19 protein-coding genes are annotated in these 22,325 nt (G+C 63.6%); 7 read left to right on the forward strand and 12 right to left on the reverse strand.

Going from position 1 to position 22,325, the window contains the following annotated elements:
- The first annotated feature begins 27 nt into the window (after positions 1-27).
- The 6 genes from infB (at position 28) to DFS21_RS25580 (ending at position 7,381) form a co-directional block, all read left to right on the forward strand.
- Complete coding sequence (infB, locus tag DFS21_RS25555; protein WP_102683195.1) at positions 28-2,559, forward strand: translation initiation factor IF-2; 2,532 nt, start codon at positions 28-30, stop codon at positions 2,557-2,559.
- Between the two features lie 117 nt (positions 2,560-2,676).
- Positions 2,677-3,075 carry a 30S ribosome-binding factor RbfA gene (rbfA, locus tag DFS21_RS25560; RefSeq protein WP_023629337.1) on the forward strand — a complete coding sequence of 133 codons (399 nt, stop codon included), beginning with the start codon at positions 2,677-2,679 and terminating at the stop codon, positions 3,073-3,075.
- A gap of 3 nt (positions 3,076-3,078) precedes the next feature.
- Positions 3,079-3,996, forward strand: coding sequence for a tRNA pseudouridine(55) synthase TruB (gene truB / locus DFS21_RS25565; RefSeq protein WP_110701746.1), 918 nt, complete (start codon positions 3,079-3,081; stop codon positions 3,994-3,996).
- 150 nt (positions 3,997-4,146) lie between these two features.
- Positions 4,147-4,416, forward strand: coding sequence for a 30S ribosomal protein S15 (rpsO, locus tag DFS21_RS25570; RefSeq protein WP_023629335.1), 270 nt, complete (start codon positions 4,147-4,149; stop codon positions 4,414-4,416).
- A gap of 248 nt (positions 4,417-4,664) precedes the next feature.
- Positions 4,665-6,770 (forward strand): polyribonucleotide nucleotidyltransferase, encoded by a 2,106-nt coding sequence (gene pnp, locus DFS21_RS25575; protein ID WP_023629334.1) that lies wholly within the window; start codon positions 4,665-4,667, stop codon positions 6,768-6,770.
- A gap of 260 nt (positions 6,771-7,030) precedes the next feature.
- Positions 7,031-7,381, forward strand: coding sequence for a BON domain-containing protein (locus DFS21_RS25580; protein WP_102683196.1), 351 nt, complete (start codon positions 7,031-7,033; stop codon positions 7,379-7,381).
- Between the two features lie 95 nt (positions 7,382-7,476).
- Here the strand turns inward: DFS21_RS25580 and DFS21_RS25585 are convergent, their stop codons facing one another.
- Positions 7,477-7,779 (reverse strand): putative quinol monooxygenase, encoded by a 303-nt coding sequence (locus DFS21_RS25585; protein ID WP_111533405.1) that lies wholly within the window; start codon positions 7,777-7,779, stop codon positions 7,477-7,479.
- 60 nt (positions 7,780-7,839) lie between these two features.
- On the opposite strand from DFS21_RS25585, the gene DFS21_RS25590 reads away from it, so the two are divergent.
- Positions 7,840-8,253: a VOC family protein gene (locus DFS21_RS25590; protein WP_046854071.1), complete on the forward strand. Its 414-nt coding sequence runs from the start codon at positions 7,840-7,842 to the stop codon at positions 8,251-8,253.
- 66 nt (positions 8,254-8,319) lie between these two features.
- Here the strand turns inward: DFS21_RS25590 and DFS21_RS25595 are convergent, their stop codons facing one another.
- The 11 genes from DFS21_RS25595 to DFS21_RS25645 form a co-directional block, all read right to left on the reverse strand.
- Positions 8,320-11,256 (reverse strand): DUF748 domain-containing protein, encoded by a 2,937-nt coding sequence (locus DFS21_RS25595; protein WP_110701742.1) that lies wholly within the window; start codon positions 11,254-11,256, stop codon positions 8,320-8,322.
- Between the two features lie 79 nt (positions 11,257-11,335).
- Complete coding sequence (locus DFS21_RS25600) at positions 11,336-12,205, reverse strand: oxygenase MpaB family protein (protein WP_110701740.1); 870 nt, start codon at positions 12,203-12,205, stop codon at positions 11,336-11,338.
- Positions 12,206-12,236: 31 nt separating this feature from the next.
- Positions 12,237-12,590, reverse strand: coding sequence for an antibiotic biosynthesis monooxygenase (locus DFS21_RS25605; protein ID WP_102683200.1), 354 nt, complete (start codon positions 12,588-12,590; stop codon positions 12,237-12,239).
- A gap of 35 nt (positions 12,591-12,625) precedes the next feature.
- Positions 12,626-13,609 (reverse strand): zinc-dependent alcohol dehydrogenase family protein, encoded by a 984-nt coding sequence (locus tag DFS21_RS25610; RefSeq protein WP_110701738.1) that lies wholly within the window; start codon positions 13,607-13,609, stop codon positions 12,626-12,628.
- A gap of 171 nt (positions 13,610-13,780) precedes the next feature.
- Positions 13,781-14,083 (reverse strand): helix-turn-helix transcriptional regulator, encoded by a 303-nt coding sequence (locus DFS21_RS25615; protein WP_023631021.1) that lies wholly within the window; start codon positions 14,081-14,083, stop codon positions 13,781-13,783.
- A gap of 79 nt (positions 14,084-14,162) precedes the next feature.
- The gene (gene acs, locus DFS21_RS25620; protein WP_111533407.1) at positions 14,163-16,097 is read right to left on the reverse strand and encodes an acetate--CoA ligase; all 1,935 of its coding nucleotides are present in this window, start codon (positions 16,095-16,097) and stop codon (positions 14,163-14,165) included.
- A gap of 156 nt (positions 16,098-16,253) precedes the next feature.
- A complete protein-coding gene (gene pgi / locus DFS21_RS25625) occupies positions 16,254-17,918 on the reverse strand; it encodes a glucose-6-phosphate isomerase (RefSeq protein ID WP_038706862.1) in 1,665 nt (554 codons plus the stop codon).
- A 190-nt stretch (positions 17,919-18,108) separates the two neighbouring features.
- Positions 18,109-18,972, reverse strand: coding sequence for a pantoate--beta-alanine ligase (panC, locus tag DFS21_RS25630; RefSeq protein WP_111533408.1), 864 nt, complete (start codon positions 18,970-18,972; stop codon positions 18,109-18,111).
- Entirely contained in the window at positions 18,969-19,769 is an 801-nt protein-coding gene (gene panB / locus DFS21_RS25635) for a 3-methyl-2-oxobutanoate hydroxymethyltransferase (protein WP_102683204.1), read from the reverse strand. The genes panC and panB overlap by 4 nt, the downstream gene beginning before the upstream one ends.
- A 250-nt stretch (positions 19,770-20,019) precedes the next feature.
- Positions 20,020-20,499 carry a 2-amino-4-hydroxy-6-hydroxymethyldihydropteridine diphosphokinase gene (gene folK, locus DFS21_RS25640; RefSeq protein WP_111533410.1) on the reverse strand — a complete coding sequence of 160 codons (480 nt, stop codon included), beginning with the start codon at positions 20,497-20,499 and terminating at the stop codon, positions 20,020-20,022.
- A gap of 2 nt (positions 20,500-20,501) precedes the next feature.
- Entirely contained in the window at positions 20,502-21,896 is a 1,395-nt protein-coding gene (locus DFS21_RS25645; RefSeq protein ID WP_046854081.1) for a polynucleotide adenylyltransferase PcnB, read from the reverse strand.
- Between the last annotated feature and the right edge of the window lie 429 nt (positions 21,897-22,325).

Raw genomic sequence — 22,325 nt, forward strand, 5'->3', positions numbered from 1 at the left:
TTAGGCGCGGCCTGAGGAGAGAAGTGCATGACGCAAGTCACGGTGAAAGAACTGGCCCAAGAGGTCGAGGCACCGGTAGAGCGCCTGCTGCAGCAGATGCGTGAGGCAGGTCTGCCGCACACCGACGCCGGTCAGGTAGTGACCGACAATGAGAAGCAGACCCTGCTGACTCATTTGAAGAGCAGCCACAAGAGCAAGGCGGAAGAGCCGCGCAAGATTACCTTGCAGCGCAAGACCACCAGCACTCTGCGTGTCGCCGGTAGCAAAAGCATCAGCGTAGAAGTACGCAAGAAGAAGGTATTCGTGCAGCGCAGCCCGGAAGAGATCCAGGCTGAGCAGAAGCGCGAACAGGAAGAGCGCCGTGCGGCTGAAAACGCAGCCCGCGACAAAATTGAAGCCGAAGTTCGCCAGCGTAACGAGGAGCAGGCACGCCGTCAGGCCGCTGAAACTCCGGCCGTTGCGCCAGTGGCCAAGGCTGAACCTGCTGCTGCCCCGGTAGTGGCCAACGCACCGGTGTCCGAAGACGCTGCTGCGCGTGCTGCCGAGCGCAAGAAGGACGAGACCCGTCGTAACGAAAGCCGCACCCGTGATGACGATCGTCGCGGTGGTGGCCAAGCTACCGCCGGCCGTGGCGAAGCGCCGCGCATGTCGGTCAAGGTCAAGGTCAAGGAGAAGGAAAAGGCTCCGACTCCGCGCGCCGCGCCGCGTACCACCGATGAAGAAAGCGATGGTTTCCGTCGTCGCGGTGGCAAGGGCAAAGGCAAGAAGCGCAATGCGCATGGCTTCCAGAGCCCGACTGGCCCGGTTATCCGTGACGTGGCGATCGGCGAGACCATCACTGTCTCCGATCTGGCCAACCAGATGTCCGTCAAGGGCGCTGAAGTGGTCAAGTTCATGTTCAAGATGGGGACTCCGGTCACCATCAACCAGGTGCTCGACCAGGAAACCGCTCAGCTGGTAGCAGAAGAGCTGGGCCACAAGGTAACCCTGATCAGCGACACTGCCCTGGAAGACTCCCTGGCCGAATCGCTGAAGTTCGAAGGCGAGACCACCTCTCGTGCGCCGGTCGTGACCGTCATGGGCCACGTCGACCACGGCAAGACCTCGCTGCTCGACTACATCCGTCGTGCCAAGGTTGCTGCTGGCGAGGCCGGTGGTATCACCCAGCACATCGGTGCCTACCACGTCGAAACCGACCGTGGCATGGTCACCTTCCTCGACACCCCTGGCCACGCTGCGTTCACGCAAATGCGCGCCCGTGGTGCCAAGGCGACCGACATCGTCATCCTGGTGGTGGCGGCGGACGACGGTGTGATGCCACAGACCCGCGAAGCCGTACAGCATGCCAAGGCAGCTGGCGTACCGCTGGTCGTTGCAGTGAACAAGATCGACAAGCCAGGCGCAGACCTCGACCGCATCCGTAACGAGCTGTCCGTCGAAGGCGTGACCTCCGAGGAGTGGGGTGGTGATACCCCGTTCGTCAAGGTTTCGGCGAAGATGGGTACCGGCGTCGACGAGTTGCTCGAAGCTGTCCTGTTGCAGGCCGAGATTCTCGAACTCAAGGCCACCCCGACCGCACCTGGTCGTGGTGTCGTGGTCGAGTCGCGTCTGGACAAGGGCCGTGGCCCGGTGGCGACCATCCTGGTTCAGGACGGTACCCTGCGTCAGGGCGACATGGTCCTGGTCGGCTCCAACTATGGCCGCGTGCGTGCCATGCTCGACGAGAACGGCAAGCCTGTGAAGGAAGCCGGCCCGTCGATCCCGGTCGAGATCCTCGGCCTGGACGGTACACCGGACGCTGGCGAAGAGATGTCGGTGGTTGCCGACGAGAAGAAAGCGCGTGAAGTTGCGCTGTTCCGTCAAGGCAAGTTCCGCGAGGTCAAGCTGGCCCGTGCTCACGCCGGCAAGCTGGAAAACATCTTCGAGACCATGGGTCAGGAAGAGAAGAAGACCCTCAACATCGTCCTCAAGACCGACGTGCGCGGTTCCCTCGAGGCGCTGCAAGGTTCGCTCGGCGGCCTGGGCAACGACGAAGTTCAGGTTCGCGTCATCGGTGGCGGCGTCGGTGGTATCACCGAAAGCGATGCCAACCTGGCGCTGGCGTCCAACGCTGTACTGTTCGGCTTCAACGTGCGTGCCGATGCCGGCGCGCGCAAGATCGTCGAGCAGGAAGGTCTGGATATGCGTTACTACAACGTGATCTACGACATCATCGAAGACGTCAAGAAAGCCCTGACCGGCATGCTCGGCAGCGATGTTCGCGAGAATATCCTGGGTGTCGCCGAAGTCCGTGACGTGTTCCGTTCGCCGAAGTTCGGCGCCATCGCTGGCTGTATGGTCATCGAGGGTACCGTGTACCGCAACCGTCCGATCCGCGTTCTGCGCGACGACGTGGTGATCTTCGAAGGCGAGCTGGAATCGCTGCGTCGCTTCAAGGACGATGCGTCCGAAGTACGCAACGGCATGGAGTGCGGTATTGGCGTCAAGAGCTACAACGACGTCAAGGTCGGCGACAAGATCGAAGTGTTCGAGAAAGTCCAGGTGGCTCGTACCCTGTAAGGGCCGAGCGTGGTGCAGGCCCCGCCCCAGGGCGGTTGCCTGAACCTCTGAAGGTAGCGCCCGGTCAGGCTTCGAGCTTGACCGGGCGTTTGCCGCTTTAAGATACAGGTAGCAAGAATGGCAAAAGAATACAGCCGTACCCAACGTATCGGTGATCAGATGCAGCGCGAGCTTGCAGAGCTGATCCGCCGTGAAGTCAAAGATCCGCGTGTCGGCCTGGTGACCATCACCGCCGTCGACGTCAGCCGTGACCTCGGCCATGCCAAGGTGTTCATCACCGTCATGGGCGAAGAAACCCCGGACGCCGTCAAGCAGTCGCTCAAGGCCTTGAACAGCGCCGCCAGCTTCCTGCGTCTGCACCTGGGGCGCTCGATGCAACTGCGCAGCGTGCCGCAGCTGCATTTCCACTTCGATGAAAGCGTGAGCCGCGGTGTGCATCTGTCGGCGCTGATCGAACGTGCGGTGGCCGAAGACCGCCAGCACCAGGATGCCGACGCGCCGGACACCAAGGAGTAAGCGGTGGCCCAGGTCAAACGTATCCGCCGCAACGTCAGCGGCATCATCCTGCTCGACAAGCCGCTGGGGTTCACCTCCAACGCTGCCCTGCAGAAGGTCCGCTGGCTGCTCAACGCCGAGAAGGCCGGCCACACCGGCAGCCTCGACCCGCTGGCCACCGGCGTGCTGCCGCTGTGCTTCGGCGAGGCCACCAAGTTCTCGCAGTACCTGCTCGATTCCGACAAGGGCTACGAGACAGTGATGCAGATGGGCCAGACCACCACCACCGGGGACGCCGAAGGCGAAGTGCTGAAGACCCGCGACGTGACCGTTGGTCGCGTCGACATCGAAGCGGTCATCCCGCGTTTTCGCGGTGAAATCCAGCAGGTGCCTCCGATGTACTCGGCCCTCAAGCGCGACGGCCAGCCGCTGTACAAACTGGCGCGCGCAGGAGAGGTAGTGGAGCGCGAGGCGCGTTCTGTTACTATTGGCCGGCTGGACCTGCTGGAGTGCGAAGGCACCCGGGCACGCCTGTCGGTTGGCTGCAGCAAGGGAACCTATATTCGCACCCTGGTGGAGGATATGGGCGAGGCGTTGGGCTGTGGTGCCTACGTCGCCGAGCTACGCCGCACCCAGGCCGGCCCCTTCGAGCTGGCCCAGACCGTCACGCTCGAAGAGCTGGAACAGGCTCACGCCGAAGGTGGCAACGAAGCGCTCGATCGCTTCCTGATGCCCTCGGACAGCGGCTTGCAGGACTGGCCATTGGTGGTATTGTCCGAGCACAGCGCGTTCTATTGGCTACATGGCCAGGCAGTACGTGCGCCGGACGCGCCGCAATTCGGCATGGTCCGCGTACAGGATCACAATGCCCGCTTCATCGGTATCGGTGAGGTGAGCGAAGACGGGCGCATTGCGCCGCGTCGACTGATTCGGTCGGAATGACCGATACCACAGGGCGAGGTCAACGCTTTGCCCTGCGGATTCGAGGATGGCTGTCAGTAGGCACGGTCATTACTCTTTTTATTAATACAGGGATCCAGTCCCTGGCCTATTGGACCCCGCTTGCGGGATCCGTTTATCAGGAGAAGCCAAATGGCCCTCAGCGTCGAAGAAAAAGCTCAGATCGTTGCAGACTATCAGCAAGCCGCCGGCGACACCGGTAGCCCGGAAGTACAGGTTGCCCTGCTGACCTTCAACATCAACAAGCTGCAAGGCCACTTCAAGGCCAACGAAAAAGACCATCACTCCCGTCGTGGTCTGATCCGTATGGTCAACCAGCGTCGTAAGCTGCTGGATTACCTGAAGGGTAAAGACACCACTCGTTACAGCGCCCTGATCGGTCGCCTGGGCCTGCGTCGCTAATAGCGGCCTGGCCAGTGGTGTTGCATGGTGTGTCGCATTCTTCGGCAACGCTGCCTGCCAGCGTCGCCGTCGGACACGCCGCGCGATCTGCGAGGTTGGCAGCCTGGTGTGCCGAGCGGTTTATCCGCCCGGCGCCAGGCTCCCAGCCTCGTGTTGTATCTGGACGGTCAATGGGGCCGATTCCCCGTTCTGCCCAAGAATTCGCAAGAACCAGTTCCCCCAAGAGCCACTGAAAAAGGTAGGAAACCGTGAACCCGGTAATCAAGCAATTCCAGTTCGGTCAATCGACCGTTACCCTCGAAACGGGCCGCATTGCCCGTCAGGCCACCGGCGCCGTGCTGGTCACCGTCGACAACGATGTCACCGTGCTGGTGACCGTGGTCGGTGCCAAGCATGCCGATCCGAGCAAGGGCTTCTTCCCGCTGTCCGTGCACTACCAGGAAAAGACCTACGCCGCTGGCAAGATCCCAGGTGGTTTCTTCAAGCGTGAAGGCCGCCCATCCGAAAAAGAAACCCTGACTTCGCGCCTGATCGACCGCCCGATCCGCCCGCTGTTCCCTGAAGGTTTCATGAACGAAGTGCAGGTTGTCTGCACCGTGGTTTCCACCAGCAAGAAGACCGATCCGGACATCGCTGCGATGATCGGTACCTCGGCTGCCCTGGCCATCTCGGGCATTCCGTTCGAAGGCCCGATCGGCGCCGCCCGCGTTGCCTTCCACGAAAGCACCGGCTACCTGCTGAACCCGACCTACGAGCAGCAGGCCGCCTCGAGCCTGGACATGGTCGTTGCCGGTACCGAGTCGGCCGTACTGATGGTTGAATCGGAAGCCAAAGAGCTGACCGAAGACCAGATGCTGGGCGCCGTACTGTTCGCCCACGACGAATTCCAGGCTGTGATCAAGGCTGTCAAAGAGCTGGCCGCCGAAGCCGCCAAGCCGACCTGGGACTGGAAACCTGCCGTTGCCAACACCGAACTGTTCAACGCCATCCGCGCCGAGTTCGGCGAAGCGGTGTCGCAGGGCTACACCATCACCGTCAAGGCCGACCGCTACGCGCGCCTGGGCGAGCTGCGCGATCAGGCGATCGCCAAGTTCTCCGGTGAAGAAGGCCAGCCGTCGGCTGGCGAAGTGAAAGACATCTTCGGCGAGATCGAATACCGCACCGTTCGCGAAAACATCGTCAACGGCAAGCCACGTATCGACGGTCGCGACACCAAGACCGTGCGCCCGCTGAACATCGAAGTCGGCGTTCTGCCGAAGACCCACGGTTCGGCCCTGTTCACCCGTGGCGAAACCCAGGCCCTGGTCGTCGCGACCCTGGGTACCGCCCGTGACGCCCAGCTGCTGGACACCCTCGAAGGCGAGAAGAAAGACCCCTTCATGCTGCACTACAACTTCCCGCCGTTCTCGGTAGGTGAGTGTGGTCGCATGGGCGGTGCTGGCCGTCGTGAAATCGGCCACGGCCGTCTGGCCCGTCGTTCGGTGCAGGCCATGCTGCCGGCCGCCGACGTGTTCCCGTACACCATCCGCGTGGTATCGGAAATCACCGAGTCGAACGGCTCCAGCTCCATGGCTTCGGTCTGCGGTGCCTCCCTGGCGCTGATGGACGCGGGCGTACCGATGAAGGCGCCGGTTGCCGGTATCGCCATGGGCCTGGTCAAGGAAGGCGAGAAGTTCGCCGTACTGACCGACATCCTGGGTGACGAAGACCACCTCGGCGACATGGACTTCAAGGTAGCCGGTACCGCCAAAGGCGTCACCGCGCTGCAGATGGACATCAAGATCAACGGCATCACCGAAGAGATCATGGAAATCGCCCTGGGCCAGGCCCTGGAAGCGCGCCTGAACATCCTCGGCCAGATGAACCAGATCATCGGCGAGTCGCGTACCGAGCTGTCGGCCAACGCGCCGACCATGATCGCGATGAAGATCGACACCGACAAGATCCGTGACGTCATCGGCAAAGGCGGCGCCACCATTCGCGCCATCTGCGAAGAGACCAAGGCTTCGATCGACATCGAAGACGACGGCTCGATCAAGATCTTCGGCGAAACCAAGGAAGCCGCGGACGCTGCCAAGCAGCGCATCCTGGGCATCACCGCCGAAGCCGAGATCGGCAAGATCTACGTCGGCAAGGTCGAGCGCATCGTCGACTTCGGTGCCTTCGTCAACATCCTGCCGGGCAAGGACGGCCTGGTGCACATCTCCATGCTGAGCGATGCTCGCGTCGAGAAGGTCACCGACGTGCTGAAAGAAGGCCAGGAAGTCGAAGTACTGGTACTGGACGTGGACAACCGCGGCCGTATCAAGCTGTCGATCAAGGACGTTGCCGCTGCCAAGGCATCGGGCGTCTAAGCCTTTCGAGGCTGAAAGGAGGACCCTTCGGGGTCCTTTTTTTATGCCTGCCGCAAAATAGTTGAGAGCATGCATCTTGCACGTGGCTTTTTCCCCGGGATTGCAAAATGCACGGTGCGGGCTTCTGGTTGATTTGTTTAACTCATTGATTTTAAAGGTTTTATAGGGCGTGCAAAAACTGGCACAGCCCCTGCAACTACCTTACTACCTGACGCCAGGAACCAAGGCGCAGACCTTTCGAAAAAACAGGAGTGACTCACATGAAGAAGTTCGCCATTGCTGCCGCTACTGCTACCGCTCTGACCCTGACCATGGCTAACGCGGCTTTTGCTGCCCAGTCCACCCAGGCCCCGATGACGCTTGCGGCCGGTGAGGTGACCAAAGCCAAGGAAGCCACTTCCGACACCTGGATCACCACCAAGGTGAAGGCTGACCTGATGACCGAGAAAGGCGTGCCGGGCAGTGACATCAAGGTTGAAACCAACAAAGGCGTAGTGTCCCTGTCCTCGGACGTGGCCATTACCGATGCGCAGAAGGAAATGGCGGTTGCCATCGCCAAGAAGATCAAGGGCGTACAGGCCGTCTCGGCTGATGGCCTGAAAGCCGAATAAGGATTGTCCCGTCGGCCAAAAGGATTTGGCCACCCCTTCAAGCAAAAGCCCCGGCATTCGCCGGGGCTTTTCTATTGGCATTCAGGAAAGCGGCTTCAGTTCACCGGGTTCCGGGCGATCACATCGCTCTCGAAACACACCTGCTCTTCGATCAGCGGCTCCACCAAGGGGCGGCTGTCGCGAAAATGCGCGGTCCGGGTATGCGCCTCGTACGCCTCATCGTCCTGGTAGATCTCGTACAGGTAGATGACATCGGCATTCTCCCGATCCTGCGAGACATCGAATACCAGGCAACCCGGCTCGGTGGCGACCGACGCTGCGGCGTTGGCATTGATGGCTGCCAGGAAGGCATCGGCGGTGCCGGGTTTCACGCGCGTCTTGATAAATAGGCAGTACACATGACGTTCCTTTTGTTTTAAATTCTATTATGAATTGTATACAAAAAAGGAGCCGCGCTCATGTCCGATCTACCTGCCCGCCCAGGCCGTCTCAATGGCTTGCGGCACATCGCCCTGCTGGTCCCCAACCTGGAGGAGTGCGAGCGTTTCTACGTGGATGTGCTGGGCATGGAGGTGCTCAACCGTGCCAATGAAGACCTGGTCTATCTCACCTGCGGCAACGACAACCTGTCGCTCGGGCGTGGCGCAGGTGCGGCCAACGGGCTGCAGACCTTGGATCATTATGGGTTCATCGTCGACAGCGTGGAGGAGTTGGAGGCCTGGTATCAGTACTTCAAGGCCCATGGCGTGACGCTGCTGGATCGCCCGTTCAATCACGGCGATGGCGCGCGCAGCTTCCATTTGCTGGACCCGGCGGGGAACAAGGTGCAGCCGCTGTATCACCCGGCGGTATCGGGGCAACGGCTGGCCTGATGGTATTGATCGCCTGCGCTGCCCTCATCACCGACTTGTCGGCGATGAGGGCGACTCGGTCGAGGGTTACTCGGCATCCAGGTGCATCGGCGTCACCACGCGGCCATCGCTCTCGGCCTGGCCGAGGTTGGTGTCGATGAAGTACACGCGGTCATCTTCCAGCTGGCCCTTGTCCACCAGATAGTCCTTGATGCTGCTGGCCCGCTCCTGGCCCAGGTTGCGCAGCAACACGGCGCTTTCCGCCCAGGACTTGATCACCGCCTCGCGCAGCTTGGCGCTGCGCTCGTCACGGCCCAGGTCCTGCCATTCAGCCGGGGGCTGCTGTTTCAGGCGGGTACGGTAGATGCCCTCGAGCATCGCCGGCTTGTCGCTGTCGTCCACCACCAGCAACGAAGCATTGGCCGGCACCTTGTCGCCCCGACGCTGGAGGATCTTGTACCAGGTCGCCTGGTACTCGCGCTCCAGGCGCTGCTGGGCAATCAGCGGGCCGTCACTGCTCTGGGCCGCCGTGCCTTCGATTTCCAGGCGCAGCTCGGGGCGCTCCTTGAGGGCCGAGGCGAGCTTGTCCAGGGATGTTTGCACGTCGGGGGTGAGGTCGCTGGAGCCCGGCGCGAACGAGACATTGCCCAGATCTTCCGCGCCGCCACCGGCGACCAGCCCGCCAAGCAGCTTGAACGGCGCCTGCGCCGCGCGCAGCACCAGGTTGCGCAGGGTCTGCCAGACGATCGGCATCACGCTGAACTGTGGGTTGTTGAGGTCGCCCGACACCGGCAGCTCGATGGAAATCCTGCCTTCGGTATCCTTGAGCAAGGCCACCGCCAGGCGGATCGGCAGGTCCACGGCATCCGGGCTGTCGACCTTCTCGCCCAGCTGCAGTTGCTCGATCACCACCTTGTTCTCGGCCTTGAGCTGGCCGTTGGTGATCAGGTAATGCAGGTCGAGGTTCAACCGGCCCTTGCGGATGCGCATACCGGCGAACTTGCCGGAGTAGGGCGTCAGGGTTGTCAGCTCGACACGCTTGAAGCTGGTGGCGATGTCGAGGCTGGCCAGTGGGTTGAACGGGTTGAGCGCGCCCTTGATGGTCACAGGCGCGTAACGGTCCACCTTGCCCTTGATGTCGACCTTGGCCGGGAGTGGCTTGCGGTTGTCGATGGTGCCGATCTGGCCGTTGAGCTGCTGTACCGCGGTGGCGAAGTTAGGCGTCAGGGTCAGGTCGGCGAAGTTGGCCGAGCCGTCGTTGATGCTGATCTGGCCGATGCGGATGCCCAGTTCCTTGCCGCTACCGGCAGCGGCGGGCTTGCTCGGGGCCGTGGCAGGCTTGTCAGCGGGTTGCGGGATCAGCAGGTCGTCGACGTTGGTGGTGCGGTCTTCGTTGATGATAAAGCGTGCGTAGGGCTGCAGCAGTGTCACCTTGTCGATGGACAGGGCGTCGCCGTGCACATACGACAGGCCATCGACGTTGACCTGCTGCCATTTGACGAAGTCGCGGTTCTTGATGGTGTCCAGTGTATGCAACTGGTTGGCCTGGGCCTTGCCGGTAATGCTGAAGGCCAGGGGCTCGGTACTCTTCAGATCGACCTTGAGGTCGCTGGAAAGCATGCCGCTGCGCAGCTCCAGGCGGATGAACGGGCTGATGTAGGCCTGCGCCACCCGCAGGTCGATATCGCGGGTGGCGACGTCGAGCTTGGCCGAGACCGGTGCCAGGTTGACCTGGCCTGCGGCCTGCAGCTTGCCCTGCTTGCCCACGCCGGTGTCGAGCTTGAGGGTGAAGGGCGACTGGTTGAGGCTGTCGAAATTCTGCAGGTCGAGGTTGAGCGGGCCGACATCCAGGGCCACGGGCTCTTTCTGGCTACGGTCTGCCAGGTGGACCATGTAGTTGCGCGCCTGCACGTCCTTGAGCAGGACCTGCCAGGGCTTGCTCGGCTCTTTGGCAGCCTGTTCTTCCGGGGTTGGCTCGGCGGCGGCGGGCTCGGCCTTCTCCTTTGGCGTGGCCTTGGCCGGCTGGCTGGCGAACAGCTTCTGCCAGTCGAGCTGGCCGTCCTTCTCCAGGGCCGCCCAGGTTTCCAGCTTGTCGCTGCGGATCTTACCGACGGTGACCAGTTGCTTGGCCAGGTCGATGGAGGTTTCACTCACCTCCAGGCTGGCCAGGCGCGCCAGTGGGCGACCATCCGGGGCCTTGATGGCGAAGGGCGCGACCCGCACCGAAGTGTTGTCCAGCAGCAGTTCGGTTTCCTTGGAAAGGTTGAGCTTGTAGTGGGTGTCGAGACTGACCATGCCGTCTTCCAGCACCAGCGGCACGGCGTCGCGCACATATGGCCAGAACAGCTTCATCTTGCCGTCGGTGACTTTCAGCGTGCCCTCGGAAGCGATCGGCGTCAGGCTGAGCGTGCCGCTCCAGTCGATGCGCCCACCCGCCGGGCCGTTGGCCACCAGGGTCATGTCGGCGTTGTCGTCGGGGAGGGTGCTGAGGTTCTTCAGTTCCAGGTTCATCGAGTCGTAGAGAAACTCGATCGGCTCGCTCGGGCGCAGGTCCTGGAAGTGCAGGTAGCCCTCGCTCAGCTTGATGCTGGCGATGCGCAGCGGGAACGGGTCGCTTGGCGGTTCCTCGGCCTTGGGCTCGCTGGGCGGGAGCTTGAACAGCTGGGCCAGGTTGAGGCTGCCGTCCTTGGCGAACAGCAGCTCGGTGCGCGGCTTGTCCAGCTCCACCGCGTCAAGGCGCACGGCCTTGGTCCATAAGCTGTCGAGGGACAGGTTGGCGTAGAGGCGCTCGAAGCCGACCTGCTCCTTGCCGGGCTCGCCGATCTGCAGGCCCCACAGGGTCAGCTCGAGGCTGAACGGATTGAGCTCGATGCGCTGCAGGTGTGCTGGCACCGTGGCGTACTGCGCCAATTGCTGGTTGGCGATGCGCAGGGCGATGCCGGGGAGAATGAAAAAGCCGAGCAGGCTGTACAGGGCCACGAGGGCCACGAGTGCGCCGAGGGCGCGGGTCAATCCTTTGGGCATGTGTCGCTTCGTCTGTATCAGGCTGGAGTGCTTGGAGTATGGCACGTTAAATCGGTTCCGATGAACGGACCAAAATACCTCAATCGACGCCCATGCGCCGCCTGGCGCGCTGGGCCGAGCCATTGCGCATGGCCCAGCGCAGCACTGGCGCGGTGTTGCTCAGGCCCAGGCGGATCATGTGCCGCTCTACCGCGCCCTGGTGCAGGCCGAGCATTGCGCTGGCCCAGTCCGGCAACAGGTCGATGCCGGCCTTGAGCATCAGCTTGCCTACTGGTTCGGCCAGACGGCTGGGGGCCGGGGCCTTGAGCAGGATATCGACTACCTCGAGGCTGCGCGCATCGCACCGCAACTGCGGGCGCATGCGCTGCAGGTAGGCATCCACTTCGGCACAGGAGCGGGGCACGTCGCGCGCGCCCAGGCGTTCGGCGATCAGGGCTATCTCGTTGTAGTAGGCGTCCTGCGCGCTACGCGCCAGGCCAGGATTGCGGTAGCGCAGGTGGGCGGCGAGGAAGCTGCTGACTTCAGCCACATGCACCCAGGTCAGCAGGTCGGGGTCGCTGGCGGCGTAGGGGCGGCCATCGGCGGCGGTGCCGACCACCTTGAGGTGGATGGTGCGGACCTTGTCGATCAGCCACTCGGCATCACGGGTCGAACCGAAGGTGGTGCCGGAGATGAACTGGCTGGTGCGCCGCAGGCGGCCGAGCAGGTCCTGACGAAAGTTCGAATGGTCCCAGACCCCGGCCAGGGCCAGCGGATGCAGCAGTTGCAGCATCAGCGCGCTGATGCCGCCCACCAGCATGCTGGGAAAGTCGCCATGCACCTGCCAGCTGATGCTCTGTGGGCCAAACAGGCCGGGATCGCCCTTGGGCGACTCCAGGTCGAGCTGGCCTAGGGCCAGCCCGGTGAGGCTCATGACTTGGGTTTCGATGCGGCGACGCAAGGCTTCCATGGCGACCTGTGCTGGCCGCCATGGCGGCCGTCTATGAGGTTGGGCAATTGTCGTCCAGTCGGGCACTGCCCGGGCTGGTGGGCGCATTCGTTTCGAACGCGCCGCCCTGCACATGATAAACCGTAGGCTCCTCGGAAAAATATGGTGTCAGCCGGGCCATGAAGACCTGATGGTCTTCACTGGCCTCGAAACCCGGCGCGTGGTCCTCGAGTGTTTGCCATTGCACGATCAGGTTGAATTGATGGGGGCTCTCGACCCCTTGCGCGAGCATATGGCTGACGTGACCCTTGGCTCGGCTGAGCAAAGGGGCGACCTCGGCGAACGCGTGCCGGAAGTCGTCGACGTGGGTTGGGCGTACGGGAAGCAGGGCGATTTCGTAGATCATGGCGGTCCTTGAAGTCGAGAAGGGTGGCAGGCGCCTCAAACGCTGGCGAGATCGGCCATGGGCGCGACCGCAATGGCGATCTTCCCTTGCAGGCCATTGTTGGCGCTTTGCAGCCGGGCATGGGCGAGGGGAACCTCAGCGAGGGTGTAGACGGCGCCCACGTGTGGCTTCAGTTGCCCGCGCTCGACCAGCGCGCTCAACTCGTCGAGCTTGCCGCGGTGTTGCCGGGTGAAGACGAAGTGGTAACTCGCGTTGCGGCCCCAGGCCTGGATCAGGTTCTGCGGTTGCGCGATGTCCACGATCGACACCACGCGCCCCAGTTGCGCCAGGACGTCTGGGCTGCGTGCCAGGGTATCGCCACCAATGGTGTCGAAGACCACGTCGACACCTTGGCCCCCGGTTTCCCGCAGGACCACCTCGACATAATCCTGATGCTCATAATCGATGACCACGTCCGCGCCCATTTGCCGCACGAATTCGGCGTTGGCCTCGCGCACGGTGGTGAACACCCTGGCGCCCATGGCCTTGGCCAGTTGGATCGCCACGTGGCCGACACCGCCGGCACCGCCGTGAACCAGGATGCGCTCGCCCACCCTGAGTGCCGCGCGCACCACGAGGGCCTCCCAGGCCGTACCACCGACCAGGCTCAGGCTGGCCGCCTCCAGATGGCTTAGCGAAGGCGGCTTCAGGCCGACAATGCCTTCGGCGGCGACGTGGTACTCGGCATAGCTGCCCGCCCCGTCGAAGATCTGCGGTGTGTACCAAACCTCGTCGCCCGGCCTGAACGCGGTCACACCCGGCCCGACGGCTTCGACGACGCCGGACACGTCGTGCCCGGTAATGGCCGGGAGAGGCACCAGGTCGGGGTAGTCGCCACGCCGGACCTGGTAATCCAGCGGGTTGATGGAGGTGGCATGCACCCGGACCAGTACCTGTCCGGCCTGCGGCACCGGTTTGACGACATCGCGATAGGCGAATGCGTCCGTGCCGCCAAAGGAATCCAGTATCAACGCTTTCATGGTGTTTCCTCGCTTCGTTAAAAAGGGATATCGGGAAATATCGATGTATAAAGTGGAATGAAGATGCTGTTCTATGCCTCGGCACCTGCCAGATGCCGCAGTTGTTGCCTCCTTGAGTTCGGTAAAACGGGATATCGGGAAAAGTCGATATATAGAGGTAAAAGTAAAAACCTACAACTCACTCCCGATCAGCTCGGCGAGCGCGCTGATGGCGGCTTCGTTACGCTTGTAATAGGTCCACTGGCCAATGCGCCGGACTTCGACCAGGCCTGCGCGCTGCAGGGTGGCCAGGTAGTCGGATACCGTCGACTGCGATAACCCCACGCCTTCCTGGATGCTGCTCACACAGACGCCCACCGTATGAACGTCACCTTCGTCCTGGGGAGGAAAGTGTTTCACCGGGTCTTTCAGGCCTTTGAGGATCTCGAGACGGGTACGGTTCGAGAGTGCCTTGAATATGTCGAGCAGTTCCATGGCGCGATAATATCGAGATTTACCGATATGTCAATGCGGTAAACGATGATCGGGGCGGCGGTGGCCGCCCCCGAGGGTTCTACTGGTTGAGACGTTTGTCTATCAGCCCCTGGACCACGCTGGGGTCGGCGAGGGTGGATGTATCCCCCAGGTTGTCCAGTTCGTTGCAGGCGATCTTGCGCAGGATGCGCCGCATGATCTTGCCCGAGCGGGTCTTGGGCAGGGCGGGCGCCCACTGGATCAACTCGGGCTTGGCGAAGCTGCCGATTTCCTTGCTGACCAGGGCCAGCAGGTCGGCCTTGAGCGCATCATCCGGTTCGATACCGTTCATGGGGGTGACGAAGGCATAGACGCCCTGGCCCTTGAGGTCATGGGGATAACCGACCACCGCCGCTTCGGCGACGCTGTCGTGCAGCACCAGCGCGCTCTCCACCTCGGCGGTACCGATACGGTGGCCGGAGACATTGATCACATCGTCGATGCGCCCGGTGATCCAGTAGTCGCCATCGGCGTCGCGGCGGGCGCCGTCGCCGGTGAAGTAATAGCCGGGCATGGGCTTGAAGTAGGTGTCGACCATGCGCTGGTGATCGCCGTAGACGCTGCGGATCTGCCCGGGCCAGCTGGCCTTGATCGCCAGCAGGCCGGCGCCTGGCCCCTCGATGAGCTTGCCTTTTTCATCCAGCAGCACCGGCTGCACGCCGAACATCGGTTGGGTGGCGCAACCGGGCTTGAGCCTCTGTGTGCCGGGAAGGGGCGTGAGCATGATGCCGCCGGTCTCGGTCTGCCACCAGGTGTCGACGATGGGGCAGCGCTTCTGCCCGACCGACTCGAAGTACCATTCCCAGGCCTCCGGGTTTATCGGCTCGCCGACGCTGCCGAGCAGGCGCAGGCTCTGGCGCGATGTGCCCTGCAGCGGGCCGGGGCCTTCACGCATCAGGGCCCGCAACGCGGTGGGCGCGGTGTAGAAGATGTTCACCTGGTGCTTGTCCACCACTCGCCAGAAACGCGAGGTGTCGGGGTAGTTGGGCACGCCTTCGAACATCAGCGAGATCGCGCCGTTGGCCAGCGGGCCATAGACGATATAGCTGTGGCCGGTGACCCAGCCGACGTCGGCGGTGCACCAGAACACTTCGCCGTCGCGGTAATCGAACACCAGCTTGAAGGTCATCGTGGCCTGCAGCAAGTAGCCGGCGGTGCTGTGCAGCACGCCCTTGGGTTTGCCGGTGCTGCCGGAGGTGTAGAGGATGAACAGCGGGTCCTCGGCGCTCATCGGTTCGGGCGGACAGTCGTCGTCGGCCTTTGCCGTTGCCTCGTGGTACCAGAGGTCACGGCCTTCGCTCCAGCCGACGTCACCGCCGGTGCGCTTGACCACGAGCACGCTGCTGACGGCCGGGCAGCTGGCCAGCGCCTTGTCGACATTCTGCTTGAGCGGTATGCGCTTGCCGCCGCGCACCCCTTCGTCGGCAGTGATCACGGTACGGCAATCGGCGTCGAGGATGCGGTCGCGCAGGGCATCGGGGGAGAAGCCGCCAAACACCACCGAGTGAATGGCGCCGATACGTGTACAGGCGAGCATCGCGTAGGCGGCCTCGGGGATCATCGGCATGTAGATGCACACCCGGTCGCCTTTGTTCACACCCCGGGCTTTCAGGGCATTGGCCAGCCGGCACACCTGGCGGTGCAGCTCGCGGTAGCTGATGGCCTTGCTGTCCTTGGGATCGTCGCCCTCCCAGAGCAGGGCGGTCTGTTCGCCGCGCTTGGCCAGGTGGCGATCGATGCAGTTATGGCTGACATTCAGCTGGGCGCCGTCGAACCAGCGCGCCGCGCCGGTCTTCAGGTCGCATTGCTGCACGCTCGACCAGGGCTTGATCCAGTCCAGGCGCTTGGCCTGCTCGGCCCAGAAGGTGTCGGGGTCGTCCACCGACTGGCGATAGAGGCGGCGGTAGTCGTCGACGGAGAGTGTGGCGGCCTGGCTGACGGCCAAGGCCTCGGGATAGTCGCGGATATCGAACATGGCGGGTGGTCCTGCTCTTGTTAGGGGCGAGGGACTGCAACGGCTATTCGATGGACAGTGTAGAAGGTGGGGGTGTTCCCGGGCGGAAAGCATCGCGGGGCAAGCCGCATCGGCGCACCGATGCGATTTGCCCCGCAATTGACGGCTACAGGTCGATCAGCCGCGATGACGGCCGCGGAAGTAGTTGATCAGGCCCTGGGTCGAGCCATCCTCGGCGCTGTCTTCCTGGGCGCCGACCAGGCGCTGGTACACGCCCTTGCCCAGTTCCTTGCCCAGCTCCACGCCCCACTGGTCGAAGGCGTTGATGCCCCAGACCACGCTCTGCACGAACACCTTGTGTTCGTACATTGCCACCAGCGCGCCAAGGCGGCGCGGGCTGATGCGCTCGACCACCAAGGTGTTGCTCGGGCGGTTGCCCGGGATCACCTTGTGCGGCGCCAGCTTGGCGATGTCGTCCTGGTTCAGGCCCTTGGCGCGCAGTTCGGCCTCGGCTTCCTCGCGGGTCTTGCCGAGCATCAGCGCCTGGCTCTGCGACAGGCAGTTGGCGTACAGCCACTGGTGATGGTCGGCCACCGGGTTGAAGCTCACCACCGGCACGATGAAGTCGGCCGGGATCAGCTGGGTGCCCTGGTGCAGCAGCTGGTGGTAGGCGTGCTGGCCGTTGCAGCCGACGCCGCCCCAGATCACCGGGCCGGTTTCGGTCTGTACCGGCGTGCCATCGGTCAGCACGCTCTTGCCGTTGGACTCCATGTCCAGCTGCTGCAGGTGCTTGGTGATGTTGCGCAGGTAGTGGTCGTACGGCAGGATCGCGTGGCTGCGGGCGCCCCAGAAGTTGCCGTACCACACGCCCAGCAAGGCCAGCAGCACCGGCATGTTCTTCTCGAACGGCGCGGTCTGGAAGTGCTGGTCCATGGTGTAGGCGCCGGACAGCAGCTCCTTGAAGTTGGCGGTGCCGATGGCCAGGGCGATCGGCAGGCCGATGGCCGACCACAGCGAGTAACGCCCGCCGACCCAGTCCCACATCGGGAAGATGTTCTCTTCGCGGATGCCGAAGGCCACGGCCGCGGCCTTGTTGCTCGACACGGCGATGAAGTGGCGGTACAGCTCGGCTTCCGAGCCGCCCTGGGCCAGGTACCAGGTACGCGCGGCCATGGCGTTCTTCAGGGTTTCGAGGGTGTTGAACGACTTCGACGACACGATGAACAGGGTGGTTTCGGCGCGCAGGTTGGCCGACAGTTCATGGAACTCGCTGCCGTCGATGTTCGCCAGGTAGTGGCAGCGCACGCCGCGCTGGGCGTAGGGCAGCAGAGCCTCGGAGACCAGCTCGGGGCCAAGGAACGAGCCGCCGATGCCGATGTTGACCACGTCGGTGATCGGCTTCTCGCTGTAGCCGCGCCACAGGCCGTCGTGGATGCGCCCGACCAGTTCGGTGATCTGGTTGAGCACCTTGTGCACTTCAGGCATCACGTTGACGCCGTTCACGCTGAGCTTGTCGCCGACCGGGCGGCGCAGGGCGGTGTGCAGCACCGGGCGGCCTTCGGAGGCGTTGATGATCTCGCCGCTGAACATCGACTTGATGGCTGCTTCCAGGTCGACTTCCTTGGCCAGGTTGACCAGCAGGTCTCGGGTCTGCTCGGTGATCAGGTTCTTCGAGTAGTCGAGAAACAGGCCGCAGCTGCTCAAGGAGAACTGGTCGAAGCGCTTGCCGTCGGCGGCGAAGGCTTCGCGCATGCTGAAGCCCTGCATGGCGTCGCGGTGTTGCTGGAGCGCCTGCCAGGCGGGCAGCGCCGTCACATCGTGGGGGGTACGGTAATACGCCATTGCGGGTGGTTTCCTTGTTGCATGGTCAGGCTTGGACAGCGGCAGTCATTGCCGGTTGCAAGCTGGACATTATAGGCATTGGCGCCAAGGCGGGAATGGGGGGAGGCGGGCGGCGCGGATTAAAAATTGTCACCGGCCTGATACCCAGGGCACGCGTGGGGCGACGTTGAGCCGCTCCCACGCGTCGAGCTCAGGCGGTCTGCTCTTCCAGGTGCAGATAGAGATTGTCGATCAGCCGGGTGTTGCCCAGGTAAGCTGCGGCGATCACCACCAGGTCACGGTCATCGACCTGCGCCGGGCGCAGGGTGACGGCGTGGCGTACCTCCAGGTAGTCCTTACGCAATCCAGCGGCTTCGAGTTGCGCCTGGCCCTCGGCGATCAGCGCCGCGTAGTCGCGCTGGCCACGGCGCAGGGCCTCGGCCATGCTGCTCAGCACTCGGTATAGCGCCGGCGCGGCGGCACGCTGTTCCGGCGTCAGGTAGCCATTGCGCGACGACAGCGCCAGGCCATCCTCGGCGCGTACGGTCGGCTCGCCGATGATCTGGATCGGCATGTTCAAGTCGCGGACCATGGCGCGGATCACCGCCAGTTGCTGGAAATCCTTCTCGCCGAACACGGCCAGGTCCGGCTGGACCATGTTGAACAGCTTGCTGACCACGGTCGCCACGCCTTCGAAGTGGCCAGGACGGCTGGCGCCGCACAGCCCTTCGGACAGTTGCGGCACGCTGACGCGGGTCTGCACGGTCATGCCATCGGGGTACATCTCCTCGACGGTCGGGGCGAACAGCAGGTGGCAGCCGGCCTGGAGCAGTTTCTCCTGGTCGGCGGCGAGGGTGCGCGGGTACTTGTCCAGGTCTTCGCCGGCGCCGAACTGCAACGGGTTGACGAAGATGCTGGCGACCACGAAGTCGGCGCGCTGTGCGGCCTTGGTCACCAGGGCGGCGTGGCCGCTGTGCAGGTTGCCCATGGTCGGCACGAAGGCGATGCGCTTGCCCTCGCCACGGGCGCGGGCCACGGCGGCGCGCAGCTCACGGACGGTCTTGACGGTATTCATGCGCTGAACCCATGTTCGCTGCCGGGGAAGCTGACTTCCTTGACCGCGCGGACATAGGCGGCCAGGGCACTCTGGATGTCCGGCTGGCCGGCCATGAAGTTCTTCACGAACTTCGGCACGCGGCCGCTCAGCGACAGCCCGAGCATGTCGTGCAGCACCAGCACCTGGCCATCAGTGGCACTGCCGGCACCGATGCCGATCACCGGAATGCTTACGGCCTGGGAGATCTCCGCGGCCAGCTCGCTGGGCACGCACTCGAGCAACAGCATGGCCGCGCCGGACTGTTCCAGGGCGATGGCGTCGGCGCGCATCTGCCGTGCCTGGGCTTCCTGGCGCCCCTGGACCTTGTAGCCGCCCAGCACGTTGACCGTCTGCGGGGTCAGGCCCATGTGCGCGCAAACCGGCACGCCGCGTTCGGCCAGCAGGCGGATGGTCTCGCCCAGCCAGGCGGCGCCTTCGATCTTGAGCATGTGGGCGCCGGCGCGCATCAGTTCGGCGGCGTTGGCGAAAGCCTGCTCGGGGGTGGCGTGGGCCATGAACGGCAGGTCGGCGAGGATCAACGCCCCATCGTTGCCGCGTTTGACGCAGGCGGTGTGGTAGGCCATGTCGCGGTTGGTGACGGGCAGGGTGCTGTCATGGCCCTGCAGGACCATGCCCAGGGAGTCGCCCACCAGCAGCACTTCCACGCCGGCCTGGCTGGCTGCCTTGGCGAAGGTCGCGTCGTAGCAGGTCAGCATGGTGATTTTTTCACCCTTGGCCTTCAGGCCGTGCAGGGTGGTCAGGGTTACTTCAGGCATGTAGGGGAGTCCTCGTTCAGGCGCTGTGAACAACAACTGCGTACAACGCGTGTATTCATCTTCCGGAGCGGCACATCATCGGTCGTGATGTTCGGGCACAGATCCGTCCGAGCCTAAATGGGTGATTGCGGCACAGTAGCGCCGCGGGACGCCTATAGTCGTGAGCGAGGTGGGGGAAGTCAACCAGCCGTGTTACCGCATTGTTACGGCGTGGGTGTTACTGGCGTTACCGTCGTCTGAAACGCCCGATTTACAGGCGTTCCAGGCCGACGAACGGGCAGTCCTCGAGCAGTTGCGCGAGGGGGCGGCCGTCGGCAAGGCGGAAGCTGGCGGGCACCAGCTCGGCGAGTGGGTACAGCACGAAGGGGCGGGCGTGCATGTGGTAGTGCGGCACTTTCAGGCGCGGCGCATCGATGACCTGGTCGCCGAACAGCAGCATGTCCAGGTCGAGGGTGCGTGGGCCCCAGCGCTCCTTGCGTACGCGGCCCTGGCCGTTTTCGATGGCCTGCAGGGCGTCCAGCAGGTCCAGCGGTGTCAGTGCCGTGTCGATGGCCGCCACGGCGTTGGTGTAGCGTGGCTGGCCCGGCAGCAGCGAATCGCTGGTGTAGAGCGCCGAGGCCGCCGTCAGGCGCGTCTCGGCGATCAGGTCCAGCGCCTGCAGGGCGCTGCGCAGCTGCTCGGCGGGCTCATCCAGGTTGCTGCCCAGGCCGATGTACGCACGGGTGGTCATGCTCAGTCCCACGCCTGCTCGTCGTCACGCTTGCGCTTGCCGCCACTGCGTTTGCGCTTGCGTGGGCCGGCACCGGCGCCCGCGGCGTCGTCACGGTTGCCCAGTTCGCGGATCATGTCGCGGCGCTGGCTGTCGTTGGCGTCCTGGTAGTCGGTCCACCATTGGCCCAGCCCATCGGTTTCCTCGCCGGCGCTTTCACGCAGCAGCAGGAAGTCGTAGCCGGCGCGGAACCGCGGGTTGTCGAGCAGCATGTCGGCGCGCTTGCCGCTGCGCCGTGGCAGGCGCTCCTGCATGTCCCAGATCTCGCGGATCGGCAGGGTGAAGCGCTTGGGGATGGCGATGCGTGCGCACTGTTCGGCGATCAGGTCGTGGGCCGCGCCGTTCATGGCCGGGATCGGCGGCACGCCTTGGCTCTGCAGGTACAGTACGCGGCTTGGCAGGGCTGGCCAGAGCAGCGCGGCGAACAGGAAGGCGGGTGTCACCGGCTTGCCCTGCTTGACGCGCAGGTCGGTGTTGGCCAATGCCTGGCTGATCAAGCTGTGGGTGTAGCTAGGGCGTTCTTCCAGGGCATGGCTGCTGGCCGGGAACAATGGCTCGAACAGTTGCAGGTCGACCAGCATCTCGAAGGTGATCGCCCCCTGGCCGTTGAGGAACAGCTTGAGGCTTTCCTCGAACAGGCGCGCCGGCGGAATGTCGCGCAGCATCGGCGCCAGCTCGCGGATCGGCTGCACGGTGTGCTTCTCGATGCCGAAGTCCAGCTTGGCGGCGAAGCGCACGGCGCGCAGCATGCGTACCGGATCTTCCTGGTAACGGTGGGTCGGATCGCCGATCAGGCGCAGCAGCCGGTTACGGATGTCGTGGACACCGTTGGCGTAGTCGAGGATGCGCTCGCTGACCGGGTCGTAGTACAGGGCGTTGATGGTGAAGTCGCGGCGTTGCGCGTCTTCTTCCAAAGTGCCGTACACGTTGTCGCGCAGGATGCGACCGCTGGCATTGTGCGACGAACGGTGGCTATCGGACTGGTCGTCATCGGAGTGGGGCGCACGGAAGGTGGCGACCTCGATGATGTCACGGCCGAAATGCACGTGAACCAGCTTGAAGCGCCGGCCGATGATACGGGCGTTGCGGAACTCCGCGCGGATCTGCTCGGGGGTGGCGCTGGTGGCCACGTCGAAGTCCTTGGGCGTGATGCCCAGCAGCAGGTCGCGCACGCAGCCACCGACCAAGTAGGCCTGGTAACCGGCCGCCTGCAGGCGCTCGACAATGCCCACGGCATGGCGGCTGAACTGGCTGCGCTGCAGCGAGTGCTGGCTCTTGTTGATCACTTCAGGCGTGGTGCGCCTGTGGTGCTGGCCACGAACGGGCGGGCGGAACGACTGGAACAGCTTCTTCAGCATGGGATGCACTGTTTGAAGGAATGATCGGCCAAGGATAGGAGAATGGCCGCATGATGGGCGGGGATTCTAGCATTTACTGGGGGAATGGTGTAGGCGGTGTGCCAAGCGTGATGCAGAAGTGAGAAACGACATGGGGAGCCGAAGCTCCCCATCAAGTCGTTGCGTGCTCTTATTGTTCTTCTGCCGGGCTTCTTGTTTTTGTTGAATGCCCTGTCCACAAATCTCGAAGCTTGTGGACGACCCCCAAACCGGGGGTGAAGAGCAAACGGATTGCTTTGGTCGCCGAGTTGATGCTGATCTGTCGATCCAATCAGTTCAGGTGCTGCTTTTGAGTGCAGTTTTTGTTGTTCTCTGCCTGATCGTGGGGCAAGCCCCAAACACAACGCCTCTCCAAAAGAATCAGTTAGCTGCGCCTCCGCCGTCTTGTTT

The sequence above is a fragment of the Pseudomonas sp. 2848 genome (assembly GCF_003253945.1).
GTDB lineage: Bacteria > Pseudomonadota > Gammaproteobacteria > Pseudomonadales > Pseudomonadaceae > Aquipseudomonas.